This is a genomic window from Butyrivibrio sp. LC3010, from assembly GCF_000424385.1.
Lineage (GTDB): Bacteria > Bacillota > Clostridia > Lachnospirales > Lachnospiraceae > Butyrivibrio.
On sequence record NZ_AUJU01000016.1, the window covers coordinates 70,645 to 88,370 of the forward strand.

At 40.1% G+C, this 17,726-nt stretch carries 12 protein-coding genes; 5 read left to right on the forward strand and 7 right to left on the reverse strand.

The genetic code is table 11. The features are described from left to right. Positions 1–387 precede the first annotated feature (387 nt). Positions 388–2,502: a putative bifunctional diguanylate cyclase/phosphodiesterase gene (locus tag G622_RS0111665; protein WP_196814211.1), complete on the forward strand. Its 2,115-nt coding sequence runs from the start codon at positions 388–390 to the stop codon at positions 2,500–2,502. A 76-nt stretch (positions 2,503–2,578) separates the two neighbouring features. Here G622_RS0111665 and G622_RS0111670 read toward each other — a convergent pair whose 3' ends face one another. From G622_RS0111670 to G622_RS0111680, 3 genes are all read right to left on the reverse strand, one after another. After that, a complete protein-coding gene (locus tag G622_RS0111670) occupies positions 2,579–3,184 on the reverse strand; it encodes a hypothetical protein (RefSeq protein WP_044957547.1) in 606 nt (201 codons plus the stop codon). Positions 3,185–3,251: 67 nt separating this feature from the next. After that, positions 3,252–3,746 carry a CinA family protein gene (locus G622_RS0111675; RefSeq protein WP_155831470.1) on the reverse strand — a complete coding sequence of 165 codons (495 nt, stop codon included), beginning with the start codon at positions 3,744–3,746 and terminating at the stop codon, positions 3,252–3,254. A 36-nt stretch (positions 3,747–3,782) separates the two neighbouring features. Continuing rightward, complete coding sequence (locus G622_RS0111680; RefSeq protein WP_026510878.1) at positions 3,783–4,634, reverse strand: endo alpha-1,4 polygalactosaminidase; 852 nt, start codon at positions 4,632–4,634, stop codon at positions 3,783–3,785. Between the two features lie 458 nt (positions 4,635–5,092). Here G622_RS0111680 and G622_RS0111685 point away from each other — a divergent pair, with 458 nt between their 5' ends. The 3 genes from G622_RS0111685 to G622_RS0111695 all read left to right on the forward strand — a co-directional run bounded on the left by G622_RS0111685 (position 5,093) and on the right by G622_RS0111695 (position 7,577). Then, on the forward strand, positions 5,093–5,989 hold the full coding sequence (locus tag G622_RS0111685; protein WP_026510879.1) for a transporter substrate-binding domain-containing protein: 897 nt from the start codon (positions 5,093–5,095) through the stop codon (positions 5,987–5,989). Positions 5,990–6,060: 71 nt separating this feature from the next. Beyond that, a complete protein-coding gene (locus G622_RS0111690) occupies positions 6,061–6,717 on the forward strand; it encodes an amino acid ABC transporter permease (protein ID WP_155831471.1) in 657 nt (218 codons plus the stop codon). 107 nt (positions 6,718–6,824) lie between these two features. After that, entirely contained in the window at positions 6,825–7,577 is a 753-nt protein-coding gene (locus tag G622_RS0111695; protein WP_026510881.1) for an amino acid ABC transporter ATP-binding protein, read from the forward strand. A gap of 53 nt (positions 7,578–7,630) precedes the next feature. Here G622_RS0111695 and G622_RS0111700 read toward each other — a convergent pair whose 3' ends face one another. From G622_RS0111700 to G622_RS22680, 4 genes are all read right to left on the reverse strand, one after another. Continuing rightward, positions 7,631–8,815: a PAS domain-containing sensor histidine kinase gene (locus G622_RS0111700; protein ID WP_026510882.1), complete on the reverse strand. Its 1,185-nt coding sequence runs from the start codon at positions 8,813–8,815 to the stop codon at positions 7,631–7,633. Between the two features lie 80 nt (positions 8,816–8,895). Beyond that, on the reverse strand, positions 8,896–10,947 hold the full coding sequence (locus G622_RS22675; RefSeq protein WP_049945818.1) for a TaqI-like C-terminal specificity domain-containing protein: 2,052 nt from the start codon (positions 10,945–10,947) through the stop codon (positions 8,896–8,898). Then, entirely contained in the window at positions 10,931–13,696 is a 2,766-nt protein-coding gene (locus tag G622_RS0111710) for a YfhO family protein (protein WP_026510883.1), read from the reverse strand. The genes G622_RS22675 and G622_RS0111710 overlap by 17 nt, the downstream gene beginning before the upstream one ends. 188 nt (positions 13,697–13,884) lie before the next feature. Further along, entirely contained in the window at positions 13,885–16,794 is a 2,910-nt protein-coding gene (locus tag G622_RS22680) for a transglycosylase domain-containing protein (protein WP_081675288.1), read from the reverse strand. A 146-nt stretch (positions 16,795–16,940) separates the two neighbouring features. On the opposite strand from G622_RS22680, the gene G622_RS0111720 reads away from it, so the two are divergent. Then, on the forward strand, positions 16,941–17,573 hold the full coding sequence (locus tag G622_RS0111720; protein WP_026510884.1) for a YigZ family protein: 633 nt from the start codon (positions 16,941–16,943) through the stop codon (positions 17,571–17,573). Positions 17,574–17,726: the final 153 nt, after the last annotated feature.

The window sequence follows — 17,726 nt, forward strand, 5'->3', positions numbered from 1 at the left end:
CTTTATTTATAGGTGATATAATATACCACTTTTTTTTATTGCGCAAACAAAAATGACGTTTTTTCGCATAAGAAAAAGTTATCGCAAGCGAAAGGGGAATTAATAATTTTTACTATCTATGTTTATAAAAAGATTATTATTACGTGAAATATATTATGATAATATGATAAGTAGAGGGATGTGCTTATGAGTAATAAACGGAAAGTCTTAATTGGCATATGTGCATTATCTTATTTGATTACAATTATAGCAACGTTTATAGGCAGTCAATTCGTAACAGAGCTGATGGCAATAGTAACGGTGCTTTTGATATTCACTGGTCTGATGTCCTATATTAAATATCTTGGGCCGCATAAGTTTTCTACAACTTGCATGGGGCTGGGTTTTTTGTGCATTGCATTAGGATATATCTATCGATTCGTTAATCATTTTGTTGCAAATATTGAAGCTTTTTATTTTATATGGGGAATAATATACCTGATGCCAAGCGTGTTTTTTGCACTTAATGAAACCACGTTTATGCTCTATAAATTAAAAGGCAGAAAACGTGATATTTCACATCTGTTTTCTAATTGTTTTGCCGTATCTATAGTTGGTTATGTGCTCATATACAAATTTTTCTCTGCAGCAGTTGGGAGTATTGAGACTTCTGCCCAGGTTCATTATCTGCTATTTATTTTCCTTGCTTTCTTTGTTGTGATGATGGGAGTACAGACTTTCTACCTGGTGGGAGAGGAGAATATAAAAAGAGGCACGCTTCTTACCACAATTGCCATGCTGATCTATGAGCTGATGGATATTCAATATATCTATCTGGTAGCCATAGGAAAAGATCCGGAAAACTATTTTGAAGACCTGGTTTATATGCTGACACTTATCGTAATGACGATGGGAATAGCAATACAGGTTCACAAGAAATACTATTTTGAATTTCAACACTGGGACTATACTGAGAAATCTACGAGGTTAAGGGTCCTTATTTCGGCTGTGGTTTTGATTATTACAGGATTTGCAGCATATTATGAATATCTTTCTTATACGGAAGCCAACTATATAGTAATAGTGCTGATGGCATATATGATAATGACATATATTTTAAGGACAGACAGCCTTACTGATGAGCTTTTGGATAAAGAAAAAAAGCAGAATATTATTCTTGAGGAAAAGGTTGAGGAGCAGACTAAAAATCTTATTGAGGTAAATAAAAAGCTTGAACTGCTCTCTTCCACAGATATGCTCACAGGTCTTTACAACAGGTGGTATGCGGGAATTTTCCTGGATGATATCGTTATTAAATATAAGAATACAGGTAAGAAGTTTGCTCTTTTTGTAATTGATTTAAATCTCTTTAAACCTATAAATGATACATACGGTCATGAGATGGGAGATAAGGTCCTGGAAGAATTCGGGAACCGTATGAGAGAGCTGCCGGATGAATATACGTCCTTCAGGATGGGCGGAGATGAGTTTTTGATCTTCTACAGGATTGGAGAGAAGGTTGAAAATCTGAATTCTATTGCGGAAAAGCTACAAACACTTTTCAATACACCGGTAAGACAGGATACTTATGTTTTCAATTTGTCAGCCAGCATTGGAATTTCAATATACCCGCAGGATTCAGTAGTTATAGAAGATCTTCTTCAGTATGCAGATACTGCCATGTATTCTGTAAAGCAGAGCGGACATAAGGATGGTTATAAATATTTTAACAGCGGCCTTATAACGCTTATTTCAGCTAAGGCTGCTATTGAAGAGCGGCTAAGAACTGCAACTCCTGAGGGAGATTTTATTCTGTACTATCAGCCTCAGGTGAATATAAAAACGGGAGAAATCATCGGTGCAGAAGTATTTCCTCATTTAAAGGGTGTGATGGAGGATATATCACCATCAGAGATAATTCCCGTGGCAGAAGAATGCGGATTTATGAGTAAGCTTGGAATTTGGATCATATATACAGCGCTGAATCAGATTTCAAAATGGAATAAAAACTACAATAAGGCGATTTCATTGACCATAAATCTTTCGCCGCTGCAGCTAATAGATGAAGAATATGCTTCTGCTTTGAAAAGAGCAACAGAGCTGCTTGAGTTTTCGCCTTCCATGGTGACACTTGATGTCTCGAATGCTGTTATTATGGGGGCTGCCAGCTCTGCAAAGCATGCCATGAAGGAACTGCATGAAGAGGGATATATGCTGTCTCTTAATGATTTTGGAGGCGGAGATATCAACCTTTCATATATACATGACTGTGATTTTTACGGACTTAAGCTTTCCAGATCATTGGTTAAGGAGGCTGAGAATGATACAAAGGCAAAGGTGCTTATAAATGCGATTATGGCCTTTGCAGAACAAATGGGAATCGTGATAACTGCTGTCGGAATAGAGAATAAGGAACAGTCAGAAAGCATGAAGGAGCTGGGGATTTATCAGCATCAGGGTTATTTTTATGGAAGGCCTATGAACGCTGAGAGCTTTGAAGCTATACTAAAGGGAGTCAGATGAAGAATCCTATATTAGAAGCGACCTCCAAAGAGTTTTGGAGGTCGCTTTACAATACTTTTATTATTTTTATGGATAATTACAGAGTTCGTTCATAGTGATCGCCGGTTTTTACAAATCCGGTCTTTTTCAGATAAGCCTTGTGATATTCATCTGAACCTCTGTAGATCAGCTTATCAATATTTTCATGTATAAGATTATCCATCAGGAAATTACCGATTGAAAAATCTCTGTATTCAGGAATAGAGTAGTCAAGTTTGATATCAAGTATGTGATCCTTAAGAATGCCAAGTGTGATTCCAACCGGTTTGCCGTTATGACATACAACAAAAGCGGCATTTGCTCCGGAAAAGTCCATTGATATTCCCGGGAAACATTTTGAAATATCATCCTTATATAAATCTATAGTATATTTAGTCAGGCCATCGTCTTCGGAAACTCTTATCATATCGTAGTTCTTCTCAGTATTCATCATCTTGATAAGGTAATAGACATTTATAGCCACAAGAGCCAGGTTCATGACAACAGTGGGGAATGCGCCTATAAGAAATCCATAAATCACACAGAAAAGGCTGCCCAGGGTGTTTACAATTCTAAGCTTGTAAACAGACACCATCATGAAAGAAATAAGAACAAGAGCGGAACCGATATAACCAATTATCTCAAAAATTATCTTTGTATCCATAATATTTTATTCGAAAAACCGAATGCTCCTTTCTTGAAAAATTATAAATAGTTTCAACAATATTGTATCATATTAACGTGAGGAGTTTATCTGCAATTTTATCTGCTACATATAATTTGTAGTCATGTCTTGTGGGAAGTGCTTCGGTTATTTGAAAACTGAAAGCATGAACCTTATCTGCAATATTGATAGATGCATATATTTCACCTGGGACGCTGTCTGCGTTATTAGGGTCGATATTTCCCATGGTCCCTGTTACACCTATTCCTATATCTGCGCCGAGGCTTTTCTTGCAGGCATTTGCCATGTGAGTTGCGGTTTCAATCGAATAGACGCCATATTCATTTATTATATTTTCAGGTACTCCCTGAAGAATTTTTGCTTCATTACTATATGTGATATATGCCCCCTTAAGTATGGCGGAGGATCCTTCAGTGTCGGTCAAAAGATTAGCAATCATTCCAGCAGTGCAGCTCTCCATGGTGGTTATGGTGAGGTGCTTACTAATTAATGTTTTTGTGATCGATTCGTATTTTTTTATAATAAAATCCTGTGTGCTCAAATGATATCTCCTTTGAATTATTGCTTTTGTTTTTACTTATGACAGATTGAGATTTTCTGAAATGTAGTACTTGTATCCATGCTTTTTACAGTATTTTTTGATTTTGGTTTTAAGCTTTTTGTCCTTTGTGTATTCAAGAAGGTAACAATTCTTTTTCTCTTTTTTTAGGAGCTTTAAGTATTTTTTGAAATACTTGATGTCAGATGAATTGTTTTGTCCAAACTCATTTTTGTCATAATCTATGATTTTTGAAAAAACCGATTCCTGATTAATGCCATCCAGAATAGCATCAAGGCTTTTGTTTCTGTCATAATACTCGGTAACAAAGGTGTCGCCTCCGTTTATGATTACTTTTCCCTTTTTCTTCAGACCTTTGAGAATGGTTTCAACACCTGAATAAATATTCTCATTATGATACTGATAATATACATCAACGTTATCAATGAAAAATCCGTCAACTCCGGTATTTGCAATTTGAGAGGAGAGATCTTCTAAAATAAATTTCTGCCATTTCTCAGAAGATACATCCACCCACCTCTCATCGGGCCAGTTTTCATAGACATCGAGAGTGATATCTTTGTAGGAATTGTAATAATCCCTGTATTTTTCGACAGACCCGATATTGAGGTAACTGTACACGATGTGGCCTTCTTTTTTAAGTTTTTTTATATCATTTTCAGAAAAATCATTCTGGACATCAAGAATAATTGTTTTGTAGTTCTTGAATTTTTTGAAGGTGCTTTTGCCGGAATTACATGAAAGAAAAACTCCGTAGCTGTACTTGAATTTTTTTGCTGCTGCATATGAATCAACTCTACAATAGGAAAGGATAATAATTATAAGAAGAGAGTGAATTATAAGTAGCTTTAATATTTTCTTTTTATTCATATATTAATTCCTCGTTAGATAATTGTTGTAGGCTGAAAATATTATACAGGCGCTAAGATATATGAGCAATGTTTGTAGTGCACTGTTTTAATAAGGAAAAACATAACTAAACCGGTCCGTGAAGTGTGATTAGATTATTTGGTTACTGTTCAGACAGCTCTGCGCACTTGCTGCGCTGAGCGTGAGAATGTTCTACGTCTTGAATATAGGATTTGCCCCTTTGCCGAAGGCAACTGGAATGGGCAAATCCAGTTGCTGTGAGCACCGTAAGGTGTGAACAGTCAGATTGTTTGAAGTAAAAATGGTGAAGAGACAAGAGATTTGTTGCACAAAAGATTTTAGTGTGATAAAGTGGTAAAGAATGAAACTGTAAATTCACGAACACATTAATATTGTGACATATGAATGCTACTTTTTTAATTTAATTAAGAGAGTAAAGACGAGGAGGATAATTTATTATGAAAAGAAAGATTATGGCAGGTATTCTTGCAGCTGCTATGACAGTATCAATGACAGCATGCGGACAGACAGAAGAAAAAGCAAATGCTGACACAGCTACAGCAGAGACTTCAACTGAAGAAGCTTCTGCAAATGATGCAGAGGAAAGCTCAGAAGATAGTGCCGAAACAAGTGAAGAAGCTGCAGCAGATTCCGATATCGAGTATATCAAAGGCAAAGGTAAGCTTATCGTAGGAATCACAGATTTTGCTCCTATGGACTACAAGGATGACAATGGTGAATGGATCGGATATGATGCTGACCTTGCAAAGAAAGTTGCTGAGTCACTTGGTGTAGATGTTGAGTTTGTTGAGATAGACTGGGACAACAAGATTCTTGAGCTTGAGAACAAGTCAATCGACGTAGTATGGAACGGTATGACACTTACAAACGAAGTTACTAATTCCATGGAGTGCACACAGCCATATCTCAATAATGCACAGGTTGTAGTTGTTCCTTCCGATATTGCAGATACCATCAAATCTACTGATGATGCAGCTGCTTTAAGCTATGCTGTAGAGGCCGGATCTGCAGGAGAGCAGGCAGCAACAGATAATGGTTATGATTTCATATCAGTAACTTCTCAGGCAGATGCTCTTATGGAGGTTCAGGCAGGAACATCAGGCGCATGCATTATCGATCTTCTTATGGCAGGTGCAATGATCGGAGAGGGTACAAGCTATCCTGATCTTACACACACTGTTGAACTTACTACCGAAGAATATGGTATTGGATGCAGAAAAGGCTCAGATCTTGCTGCTTACATAGACGATCAGTTAAACGCTATGAGCGCTGACGGAAGTATCCTTGAAATAGCCAAGACCTATGGCGTACAGGATGCGGTTATAAATAGATAATTATCTTAAGCGTCAGATATATCTGACGTTTAATAGAGAGTATAATTGATAAATTTGAGGTACGCATACTTATGTTTTGGACTGTTACCATCTCCCTTCTTGAGGGATTTCTTGGAACACTTAAGCTTTTTACACTTACACTTTTATTTTCATTGCCGCTGGGACTGGTCATCAGTCTCGGCTCAATGAATAAAACACCTATAGTACATATTCCAATAAGATTCATTATATGGGTAGTTAGAGGAACGCCGCTTATGTTGCAGCTTCTGATCATCTATTATGGACCGGGTATATTCCTTGGAAATAATATATGGGGATCAGGAGGAAACGGAAGATTTTTAGCGGCGCTTTTTGCGTTTGTATTTAACTATGCCTGCTATTTTTCTGAGATATTCAGAGGTGGAATACAATCAATTCCTGTAGGACAATATGAGGCAGGTAAAGTACTCGGACTGACCAGACAGCAGATTTTCTTTAAGGTTGTTTTACTCCAGGTTATAAAGCGCATTGTACCTCCCATTTCAAATGAAGTTATCACGCTTGTAAAGGATACATCACTTGCCAGAGTAATAGCCGTTTATGAGATCATATGGAATGGTCAGGCATTTATCAAGAGCAGTGGTATTATATGGCCGCTCTTTTACACAGGTTTATTTTACCTGCTGTTTAGCGGATTGCTGACACTTCTGTTTGGATACATTGAGAAAAAGCTCAGCTATTTCAGATAATATTTACCTGATGTAGATGTTTGATATTTACAGTATTGTCATCAATAGCTGATGGAGACCGGTGATAGCTGAGCAAGCGCTGATTTATTTGAATAAAGGTAGGAATTATGCCGATACTTGAAGTTAATAATATAAAAAAGAAATTCGATCATTATAATATTCTAAATGGAATATCCTTCAGCATGGAGGAAGGACAGGCGATTTCCATAATCGGTTCATCGGGAAGTGGAAAGACTACATTTCTAAGGTGCCTTAATTTTCTCGAAAGACCGGATGAAGGTACAATAGTTGTAAAGGGTGAAAAAATATTTGATGCGTCAATGCCTCCTGAAAATCCTAAGCAGCTTCGTGAGAGAAGACTCCATTTTGGTCTGGTTTTTCAACAGTTCAATTTATTCCCTCAGTACACTGCTTTGGAAAATGTAATACTTGCACCAAGGCTTCTGAAGGATGGAAGAAGCGAACAGGAGCTTACGGATATGGGCATGGATCTTCTTGATCAGATGGGACTTGCAGACAGAGTGAATCAATATCCGCACCAATTATCAGGTGGTCAGCAGCAGAGAGTTGCAATTGCAAGAGCACTGGCTTTAAAACCTGATATCCTTTGCTTTGACGAACCGACTTCTGCACTGGATCCTGAGCTCACAGGGGAGGTTCTTAGAGTAATCAGGAATCTTGCAGAGAAAAAGACGACCATGATAATTGTTACTCATGAAATGGCATTTGCAAGAGATGTTGCAGATGAGGTAATCTTCATGGATAAAGGAATTATCCTGGAAAAGGGACCTGCAGAGCAGGTGATAAATAATCCTAAAGAAGAAAGAACAAAGCAGTTCTTATCAAACTTAAATAACTAAAAAAAGTGCCTATGGCACTTTTTTTGTTTGAGCAGAGCATTAGTGTAGAGGTATCAAATCTGATAGTCCAGTGGTGCAGCATCAAGTATAATAGTTGCCGTGAATACACTACCTAGTCCTTCCTCGCTCTCTGCCGTGATATCACCCCTCATCATGCCGGCAAGTCGCTTTGATACTGACAAGCCAAGTCCGGTTCCTGTACCGTACTTACTGGGATTTCTTTTCTCCTGTGAAAAGGTCCTGAAAAGGCTCGGCATGAAGGACGCACTGATTCCGCAACCTTCATCCTTAACGGTAAAACTTATTTTATAAGTGTCATCTATACGCTTGGAATTGACCGTGATCTCAATCGTGCTGTCACGCTCACTGAATTTTACTGCATTTGATGTGAGGTTGTTGACCATCTGCTGTGTTCTTCCAATATCGCAGACAATCTGGGGATTGGCTCTGTAGTTTCTATTTATTATCACATCGATATTTTTATCACCGGCAAGAGCCATGGTAATATTCTCTATTCCATCAACCACGTCATCGAGAGAGGTTCGCTGGGGATCAAGACTGAGATTCCCTCCATCGATACTGTTTATGTCCAGGATGTCACTCATAAGCCTGGATAAATAGTGACTGGAAGTGTATATTTTACGCATATCACTTCTTAGTACATCAATGTTTTCCTGGGTCATGCCAAGGTAAGAAAGAGCTGAGATTGATTTCATGGGATTTTTTATCTCATTACTCATGCGGGATAAAAACTCCGACATTCTTCTGTTTGCTTTTTTTTCGTTTTCAAGAAGCTTATCATTCAACTTGTTGAGGCGTTCAATTTTGGCGATACGTTCCTGTTCCTCGGTTACATCCATGAATGAACCGACAAAGCCGATTATTGCACCGTCATCATATATGGGAGTTTTGGAGGCGATTATTTCACGGACTTCGCCCTTTACTATGCACTGACCATGGACATTGTGTGTGCTTATACCCTGAAGTACTCTTAACTCATCATTCATAAATGGCACCGGATCAGGATGCCATCCCATATCTTCATCAGTTTTTCCCAGTACACAGTCAACTGAATCAAAGCCGTAATAATCAAGGAATGCCTGATTTACCCCGACAAATCTTCGCTGAGTATCCTTCCAGAAAATGCAGTCCTGAGTTGTGTTGATGATCTTATCAAACAACTGATCCGCATGTTCCTCAAGGGATATGGTTTTTAATTTCTCAATTCTGTCACCCATACATAACCTCATAAAAAAGTAAAATCGTGATTTGCATTAAGAGAAGATTGCTTCAATTATAACACGAAATTTCGTAAATGCTATATGGGAAGAAACAAGTTTTCATCACTTATCGTTTGTTTTATAAGATGTATGTTTTTATTTGAAAGGTTATACAGTTTAAAGCATATATTATCGATGTCGGAGTGAAGTTTTTTTATCTCATTGGAGCAGCTGATGCGCTCGGAAACTTTTACTTCTGAATACTGATTGTTAAGTCTAATTATTCTATCTATTTTAGAAACTATATCGCGCTGTATATTATCATCAGCATAAGGAATCGGAATCTGTTCTATATGAGATCTCAATACTTTTACTGAGCGGAATTTTTTCCTGAAAAAGTAGTCGGCAACGCTGCTGTTCAGGACAGCCAAAATGTATTTTATGTCCAGGCCATCAATGTTCGGAATTACGATATTACAACTGTTGAGAGACAACGTTTTATTATCATCATAGGCGAAGACAAGACGACCTCCGATAAAACGGTAAAGCAGTTTTTGGGGAGCACGATACAACTCAATCGGTGCCACCTGCTGACATTTTTCAGGGACAAAATTTATGTAGCACTTTGGAACGTGAAAAGCATATTTAAAGATATCGGTTCCCTTAAGTATTATTTCGTTCTTTGGGCTCTTTCGTGATTGAAGCATTTCCTTGTTGGCACCTGTTACAATTCCGAGAGCGAATTCAGCGTTACCCTGCAGTGTTCTGGCTCCGGGTAAAGTGGAAATCGACTGAAGCAGAGCGTACTCTTCATCAGGCATGAGGAAATTGAAACTGTAGGTGGATATCTCCCTTTCAGTCATGATGTTATAGGTAATCTCATTATCGTAAATGGTGGGATTAGAGCTTAAAAATCCGACTTCTGCATTAGACTTTTTCTCTACCTGCAGGATGATTGAAGGGCACTGCACATGATTGAACACATCCCCAAGGTATTCAAGATGCGAAAGGCTGGATCTTTCTACTAATTCTTTTCTTGCCGGGGTATGAGATTTTACAAGAAGGACTGACTCCGGAAGAACATAGGAGAGCATCCCGCCTTCTTCCAGCAGATTAAGTCCCTGCTCTATAAAAAGGTCAAAGGAGTCAACGGATTTTTCTCTGCCACATATGAACTTTTCGCTTATGAAGTTTTTTTCTTCTAAAGAAAATGAAGCTCCCCAGGGAGGATTGCCAAGGATTACGTCAAAGCTTTGGGTGGATCTGTCAGCATGCAAAAAATCAGACTTGACGATATGCTTTTTCCAAAAGGTAATATCAGGAAGTCTGTATTTAAATGCCAGTGTCAGTCTGGCAATCTGTACGCTTATTTCATCTATATCGTAGCCGTAAAGGTTTTCAGCTGGAACTCCGGGTGGAAGACAGAGGAGAAAGTTCCCGCTTCCACATCCGGGATCAAGTATTTTTTTATTCTGACCATCTGTAAGAAAGGATGCCTCAAAAAGATGACCTAAGAGCCTCTGGACTATGGCGCCGGGAGTGTAGTAGGCTCCGGTGCTCTTTCTGGATTGAAGGTGTCTTAAGGATATATAGATAAGGCCAAGGGTATCCTCTCCGGATACATATGAAAAACTTAAGAAGGTATCAGAAAGCTCTGACAGTTTGCCACTTGCTTCCGGTGATAATTCATCACAGGATGCTCCACTAAGATCAGATAAAAGCGGATCATATTTATATATTTCGTCCGCAGGAACACGCTTTTTGAGGATTCCTGCTGCACTTCTTTCCAAAATACAGCGAATGAGATTATCATCCAATATGAGCGGTAAAACGAAAGCTGCATCAGCTTCGTCCTCCGTAGCTGAAACAGCATTTATGATCGTCTCTATAAGAGGAAGGTTTGGTGAACCTTCTGTAATGTAATCACTGTATAAAAGATTTCCAGAAACAAAGCTTTTGTTTCGTCTGCTTTTTAAGGATTTGATCTTTCCACTGTTAAGGTCATCCTTCAAGGCTTTCAGGTAGCTCTCTGAAAAAACATAGGAGCGGCCTTTTTTGCCTTCAGGCTTCAGCTTTCCAAGCTTTATCCAGTTTCTGCCGGTCGCGGTCGAAATCGACAGCGCTGTACATAGTTCAGTTAGTGTTAACATCTGTATTCCTTTCAGAATAAAACTTTCTGGACATTACAAGAAGAATTATCCCTAAAATGCTCAGTATAAAACCTGCCAGCAGTCCGGGAGTGTGATATTTAAGCGTAATATCGTGATGTCCGGCCTCCAGGGAAATAGCGCTGAACATTGTGTCTGCCCTAAGGAGATCTGCTTTCTTGCCATCAACATATGCGCTCCATCCGCTTGTGTAAGGGATAGAGAGGAAAAGAATCTCTGAGTCTTTTGTATCTATGCTGCCTGTTATTCTATTGGTGGCAAAAGATATAGGGTTCTTATGCAGGTCTACATTTGTGAGAGTATGCTCTTTTAATGATGCAAGCCTTTCATGCATTGTTGAAAGAGATCTGTTGTAAACCGTCATTTCATCGAATTTATAGGTGCCCTTGTCATTGAAGGTTATGGTTATCTGATTTTTGGCATCTGCAGAGTAACCAAGATTAACTATATAATCATGCCAACCTGAATAATACCAGGAGTTTTCTGTCTTGTAGTCAATGTTCTTAACAACCTGAGTACCATCTGAAAGCTGTGAGCTTACGGTAATTCTTGGTACATCATTTTTGCTCTTTATGTTCAGATTTTTTAAGTAAAGAAGAGTTTCAGCTTCTTTGCTGCCGTTAAAGCTCAGAATTACGGATGAGCCGGCATCGGCTTTATAACCGCCATTCTTTTCCTTAATATCTCCATCAAAGGAAATTTCATAAGGAATGCTGTTTGAAGTAAATACTGTCTCAGCCTCAGGATATTTTGCAGCCTCTTTATCAGACAGAACTGCTCCATATAACAGTGCTTCTTCTCTTTGGATTGGAGTCATATCATTAAATTCAGTTTCGGATATGGCATTGTTATAAGTAAAACCAAGAGGCAGGGCTTCAGGATTCTCATAAATTCCGAAATTGTATTTCTCGTAGGAAGGCACATAGCCATAGGGCACAAATGCCTGCTGGTCCGGAGTGTTATAACGAAGTGAATAGAAGCGTACACCGGCTATGGAATTCAGTATTGCGCGGTCATCCAGGGCATAATAAGCAAAGCTCTGCTGGTCGTTGTTTGCCATGAGTTTAAAGTATTCGGATACACTTTTGTCAGCAAGACTGAAGAAAAACTGGGTAGAAGAAATACCATCCAGCATGGCGGCATTCCATACAAGGTCACGGCCAGAATAACGATAGAAATCACTTATTGGATCAAGACCGGACTGTGCAGCGTTTTCTTCTACAACCTGTACCTCGGTACTCTGCAACTGGGTAGATATATCTTCAGTACTATCCATGTAATCTCTGATCATATTTCCCTGATCAGGTGAGTATGCAAAGCGACCGTTTTTAATAATCATGCCGGCAGTGACTATGAATATAAGTACACCAAAGATATTGGCGATATAGGCTGTCAGATTGATATTCTTGCCACATATGTAGTTCGCGATTCTTCTTGAGATGAAATCTACAAATTCAGCAGTTACCACTCCTGCAAATAATGCGCAGGCAAAAGCCCATCTGTTCACAGCATAGGAAAAAGCAGCAAAGGTGTAGCCTACATAAGGAAGGCACAGGAACAGGGACATTAGGATAAGAAACACGCACTCCTGGTAAAGTGACAGTTTATGTCTGTACTCGGGAGAATCCTTCCAGGCGATGAAAATGCCGGTTGGACCGTCATTTTTTGCGTCCTTAAGTAATTCTTTCTTTTTCCTGTTTATATCAATTGCTGATTTTACCAGGTGATAGATGCTTCTGATCACAAGGAATATTGCAGCTATAACAAACATGGGAGTAAAGCCCAGCTGTGTATCGTTCTGACCATGATACACAAAGGAGTACACGTTTTTGATAAGCTCCTTGTAATAATCAGCGGAATAGAGAAGCGGAATAGTGATTCCTGATGCAGCTCTCGGATTGTTCGGGAAAGCCAAAAGTACGGGGAGAAGAATGAACATGCTCATCAGTGTACCGATTATTCCATAGGCAAAAAAAGTGAGTATGGTTTTAAGAGCTCCCTTTTTATGAGTTCCAAAATGAATAAACAGGAGTCTTACAGCGACATAAATAATAGTCAGAAGTACGATTATGTAGAAAAAGTAAAAGTTGTTAGTGCCTGCGAGAAATACTGAAACAGCAAAAAACACAGGCTTGTTTTCCTTAAGGATTTTCTCTGCACCAAGAAGAACCAGTGGAAGGTAAATAAGCGGATTGGCAAAGAATGGATGCCACAGTCCAAGGTACATAAAATAGGAACCGAAACTATAGGTGAACATACCTGTCAAAAGTGCGGAAGATGTGAGGTCCCTATTGAGGTAGCGTGCATACAAAGAAAACGTGATTCCGGCAAGGTATGCTCGAAGTATCATCACTACCTGAAAATAAATATGGATATATTCAGTTTTTACAAATGCTGAAAAAAGATTGAGAATATCGCCCAGCGCGTAGTACTGAAGAGTTGAGTACATGTCACTTCCATAGCCTATGCCAAATGCAAAGGTCTGGAGAGATAAACTGTGTTCATGAAAAAGCTGATAAAAGACGCCGCGCAGCCATTTGGAATAGTAAGCAGCAGCTTTTAGATGCTGTCTCCAGGTGTCACCCTGAGAGATAAGGATTTTACCATTTCTGAAAAACAGACCATAGATGATAAATGATAATGCTAAAAATAGCAGAGTGTAAATTAAATAGAAGATTATGTATCCGGAAATAGAGTTAGTATTTATTCTTTTTTTTGATGTCTTGTCCATTGAGAAATTGCCCCTTTTAATTGAGTAGAGCACCAGTGAAGTTTCTCAGCGGACTTGTATAAAAAAATCCCCTGAGAACCGGTACAGCATCGCTGAAATAACCTGACTGATTTCAAGATGCTGTACCAGGCAGAATCCTGCCAGGTACTCAAGGGGATTATACCATAAATTTTATATGGACGTTATTACTACTCGTCGTCCTCTTCTTCGTCATCTTCCTCTGCCGGAGGAGCCTCAGCTGCCGGTTGTTCAGCAGGAGCAGCTTCCTGTGCAGGCTGGACTTCCTGAGCCGGAGTCTGTTCCACAGCAGGAGCCGGATTAGCATCTGCAGCGTTCTGCTGTTCAGCAGGAGCCGGATTAGTATCAGCAGCTGGTGCAGCATTCTGCTCTGCAGCGGGAGCCTGTTCTGTAGCAGGTGCCGGTGTGACATCAAGTGCAGGAGTAGTATTTGGTGTCGGTTGATACTGAGTATTTACAATACCCTGCTGGATAAGTGATGTCTCCTGAGCAAGTATCTCCTGGATATTGGGCTGAGCCATAAACTCAGGAGTGTGATGACAGGTAGCGGCAGGAGTAACAATCGTATTACCTGCTTCGTCAACAGTAGTGGTGAATCCATTCGCTGTAGTTGACTGTTTTGACTGAGCCTGAAGTGCTGCTGGTTCAGGCGGTACCAGCTCAAATACACCGGTAATCTTGAACGGACACTGCTCTGATGCAGGATATCTGTCTGACTGACATATTGTTCCTGCGTAGTGTACGTTACAGCTGTCTGTCGGAACTGTACCTTCCTCGAAATATTCTGTGAGGTGTGTTCCATCACAAAGTCCGCCGATTGGCAGTTTTCCTGACCTTGAGCAGACAGTGGCTGATATTACGGAAGCCGGTTTTTCAAAGGTTGTGGATGGCAGATTCTCATGTATCTTTGACATGACTGCACGCCACATGGTTTTTGCAAGTCTCTGTTCATCCTTGGTTGTAAGGTCAACGTTGTTGTCATAGCCTGCCCAGGTTGTTGCAGTGTAGTATGTGGAATATCCTGCAAACCATACATCGTTTTCATCAGATGTGGTTCCTGTTTTTCCTGCAATGGCAGTTGTTCCGAAATTAACAGCAGTACCTGTTCCGCTTGTTACTACATCGGTCATGGCACTTGTAAGAAGGTAGGCTGTTGATTCCTTAAGGATTCTTGTGGATTCCATCTTAGTGTTATCAAGAATTGTATTACCTTCATGATCTACGACTTTTGTGTAAAGCTTGGGCTTAATGTAAAGCCCGCCGTTTGCGATGGCAGCGTAAGCTGCGTTAAGCTCCATGTTTGTAACACCGTGTGTAAGACCGCCAAGAGCAGTAGGAAGCTGTACATCTGTAAAAATCTTGCCGTTTATCTCTTCATTTTCAGCAAGGGTTGTGAAACCGAAATTCTTCAGGTAATCGAATGCCAGCTGCGGAGTTATGAGTGTCATAGTCTTAACAGCTATGATGTTCATGGAATCCTTAATAGCAGTTCTTATTGTAGTAAGACCTCTGTAGGATTCTCCGTACCAGTTGTTAACAGGACGACCATCCGGATAATTGAAAGGTGCGTCGTTAAATACGGTAGCAAGTGTAAGTCCTGCACTGTCGAGGGCGGGAGCATAGGTTGAAAGAACCTTGAAGGTAGAACCGGGCTGACGAACGGTATCCGTTGCGCGGTTTAAGGTTCTTGAAGCTGTCTTGCTTCCTCTTCCGCCTACCATGGCTACAACATAACCCTGCTTGTGATCCTCTACTGTGAGTGATACCTGAGGCTGAGGAGTCAGGTTGACAGATTCACCTTCCACAGTGTCGGAGCCAACAACTGCAGCCTTATATTCTTCAATGGCTGCCTCTGCGTCCTCCCTGGAGTTAAACAGCATGTTGAAGCTCTTTGTCTCCTGCTGGAAATAGCTCTTCATCATCTCAGAGCTGTAGTTATTCTTATTTCCTTCAGAATCCACAGTTGTAAGTGCGTAATCAAGAAGGTACTTGGTGCCTTCAGGATAATTGGACTCATCTGAATATATTTCATCACAGATTGACTGGATGTGAGGATCCTGAGTTGAGTAGATTTTAAGACCGCCGCTGTAGAGCAGTGTGTAGGCCTGTGTTTCGTTATAACCTGCATCAATGAGATCGTCGATCAGCTGATTTGTAAGTGCATCCACAAAATATGAGTTGATGTTGTTGTCGGTTGTCTCCTGGTCAACTACCTGGATTCTGGCATAAACATCATCATTTATGGCTTCATCATATTCAAGCTGAGTGATGTATCCCTGCTCCAGCATGTCATTAAGAACCTTTTCACGTCTCTTGGCATTATTGTCCGGGTGAGTGATAGGATTATATCTGCTGGGGTTCTGGGTGATGCCTGCGATAACAGCACATTCTGAAAGTGTCAGGTTGGTTACCGGCTTATTAAAGTAGCGGAGTGAAGCAGCCTGAACTCCAAGGGTGTTGCTTCCCAGGTTGATGGTATTTAAGTAATTAAGAAGGATATCCTCCTTGGTCATAGTCTTCTCAAGCTGAAGAGCAAGGTACTGCTCCTGAATCTTACGCTTTATCTTGGCAATATCAGAGTTTTCACTTGTCCAACCTGTAAAGACGTTGTTCTTAAGAAGCTGCTGGGTTATGGTACTGGCACCCTGTGTCAGGTCCTTGCTTGTTATACCTATTACTGCAGCTCTGATGATACCTTCAATATCGATACCATTGTGAGTGTAAAAACGTCTATCCTCGATAGCTACGAAAGCATGAGCCAGATTTTCAGGAATCATGTCCCAGCTGACAGGGATTCGGTTTGAATCGGTTGATACCAGCTTGGCAGTCTGATTACCCTCTGTGTCATAGACGAAGGTTGAATAACCTCTGGGTGTGACGCTTATGTTACCTATGTCTGGAGCAGAATCGATTATTCCTCTGAAAACACCGATTCCTGCGCACACGCCGATAACAACGATACCGATGATCAGCATGATTATCAGCTCAAAGGATATGAGGGAAAATTTCTTTCCCCACTTTGTGGTAGATGAGGTCAGTTTATGTTGCTGATCTCTGATACCTTTTCTTCCATAATTCATAACATCCTCCATGTAAGACCTGAATTGGTAGCCGGTGCGTCCGTCTAAAAGTGAGATACACCGGATAGCAAGTCTATCTATAACATGATATTATAACATATAAAAAGTAAAAAATAGACTAAGATATATCGAATGGAATAGCGTTTATGGGAAAAACAGATAATTATAAAGTGGTCCTTCAGCCGGGAAGCGATGAGATAGTAGAGAAAAAATCAAGATTCATAGCAAATGTATTATCCGTGTCCAGTGTTCAGGAGGCAGAGGAGCAGATAGCTACTTTTCAGAAGAAGTACTGGGATGCAAGGCATAATTGCTATGCCTTCGTGATAGGCTCTGATTTTGGAACCACAAGGTGCAGCGATAACGGAGAACCCTCCGGCACCGCAGGTAAACCTATCCTTGAGGTCATAAAAGGAGCAGGAGTTACAAATGTACTTATTATAGTAACGAGATATTTTGGCGGAGTGCTGCTTGGCACTGGCGGACTTGTGAGAGCTTATACAAAGGCGGCTCAGGCAGGACTTAATGCAGCCATGGTAGGAGAGATGATTCTTGGTAAAAGATATCATCTGACAGCTGATTATACTTTGGTCAACAATATTCAGTATTATCTCAGACAGGAGGGAATTCCACTTGAAAATGAGGTGTATACCGATAAGGTTGAATATGATATCACCGTAAAAATGGAAGATGCTAAGAGAGTAACTCAGGGACTGACACAAAAAACTGAAGGCAGGATCGGAATCGAAGAAATCGAAGAAGGGTATTTCTGTTTCTAGTGCTACTGTCGTTACTGTTCACACCTTACGGTGCTCACAGCAACTGGATTTGCCCATTCCAGTTGCCTTCGGCAAAGGGGCAAATCCTATATTCAAGACGTAGAACATTCTCACGCTCAGCGCAGCAAGTGCGCAGAGCTGTCTGAACAGTAA

Excerpts from the sequence above, each read along its gene's own strand:
- G622_RS0111680 (WP_026510878.1), bottom strand. The coding sequence starts at position 4,634 with ATGAATAAAAAGAAAATATTAAAGCTACTTATAATTCACTCTCTTCTT.
- G622_RS0111695 (WP_026510881.1), top strand. The coding sequence starts at position 6,825 with ATGCCGATACTTGAAGTTAATAATATAAAAAAGAAATTCGATCATTAT.
- G622_RS0111690 (WP_155831471.1), top strand. The coding sequence starts at position 6,061 with ATGTTTTGGACTGTTACCATCTCCCTTCTTGAGGGATTTCTTGGAACA.
- G622_RS0111710 (WP_026510883.1), bottom strand. The coding sequence starts at position 13,696 with ATGGACAAGACATCAAAAAAAAGAATAAATACTAACTCTATTTCCGGA.
- G622_RS22675 (WP_049945818.1), bottom strand. The coding sequence starts at position 10,947 with ATGTTAACACTAACTGAACTATGTACAGCGCTGTCGATTTCGACCGCG.
- G622_RS0111685 (WP_026510879.1), top strand. The coding sequence starts at position 5,093 with ATGAAAAGAAAGATTATGGCAGGTATTCTTGCAGCTGCTATGACAGTA.
- G622_RS0111670 (WP_044957547.1), bottom strand. The coding sequence starts at position 3,184 with ATGGATACAAAGATAATTTTTGAGATAATTGGTTATATCGGTTCCGCT.
- G622_RS22680 (WP_081675288.1), bottom strand. The coding sequence starts at position 16,794 with ATGAATTATGGAAGAAAAGGTATCAGAGATCAGCAACATAAACTGACC.
- G622_RS0111720 (WP_026510884.1), top strand. The coding sequence starts at position 16,941 with ATGGGAAAAACAGATAATTATAAAGTGGTCCTTCAGCCGGGAAGCGAT.
- G622_RS0111700 (WP_026510882.1), bottom strand. The coding sequence starts at position 8,815 with ATGGGTGACAGAATTGAGAAATTAAAAACCATATCCCTTGAGGAACAT.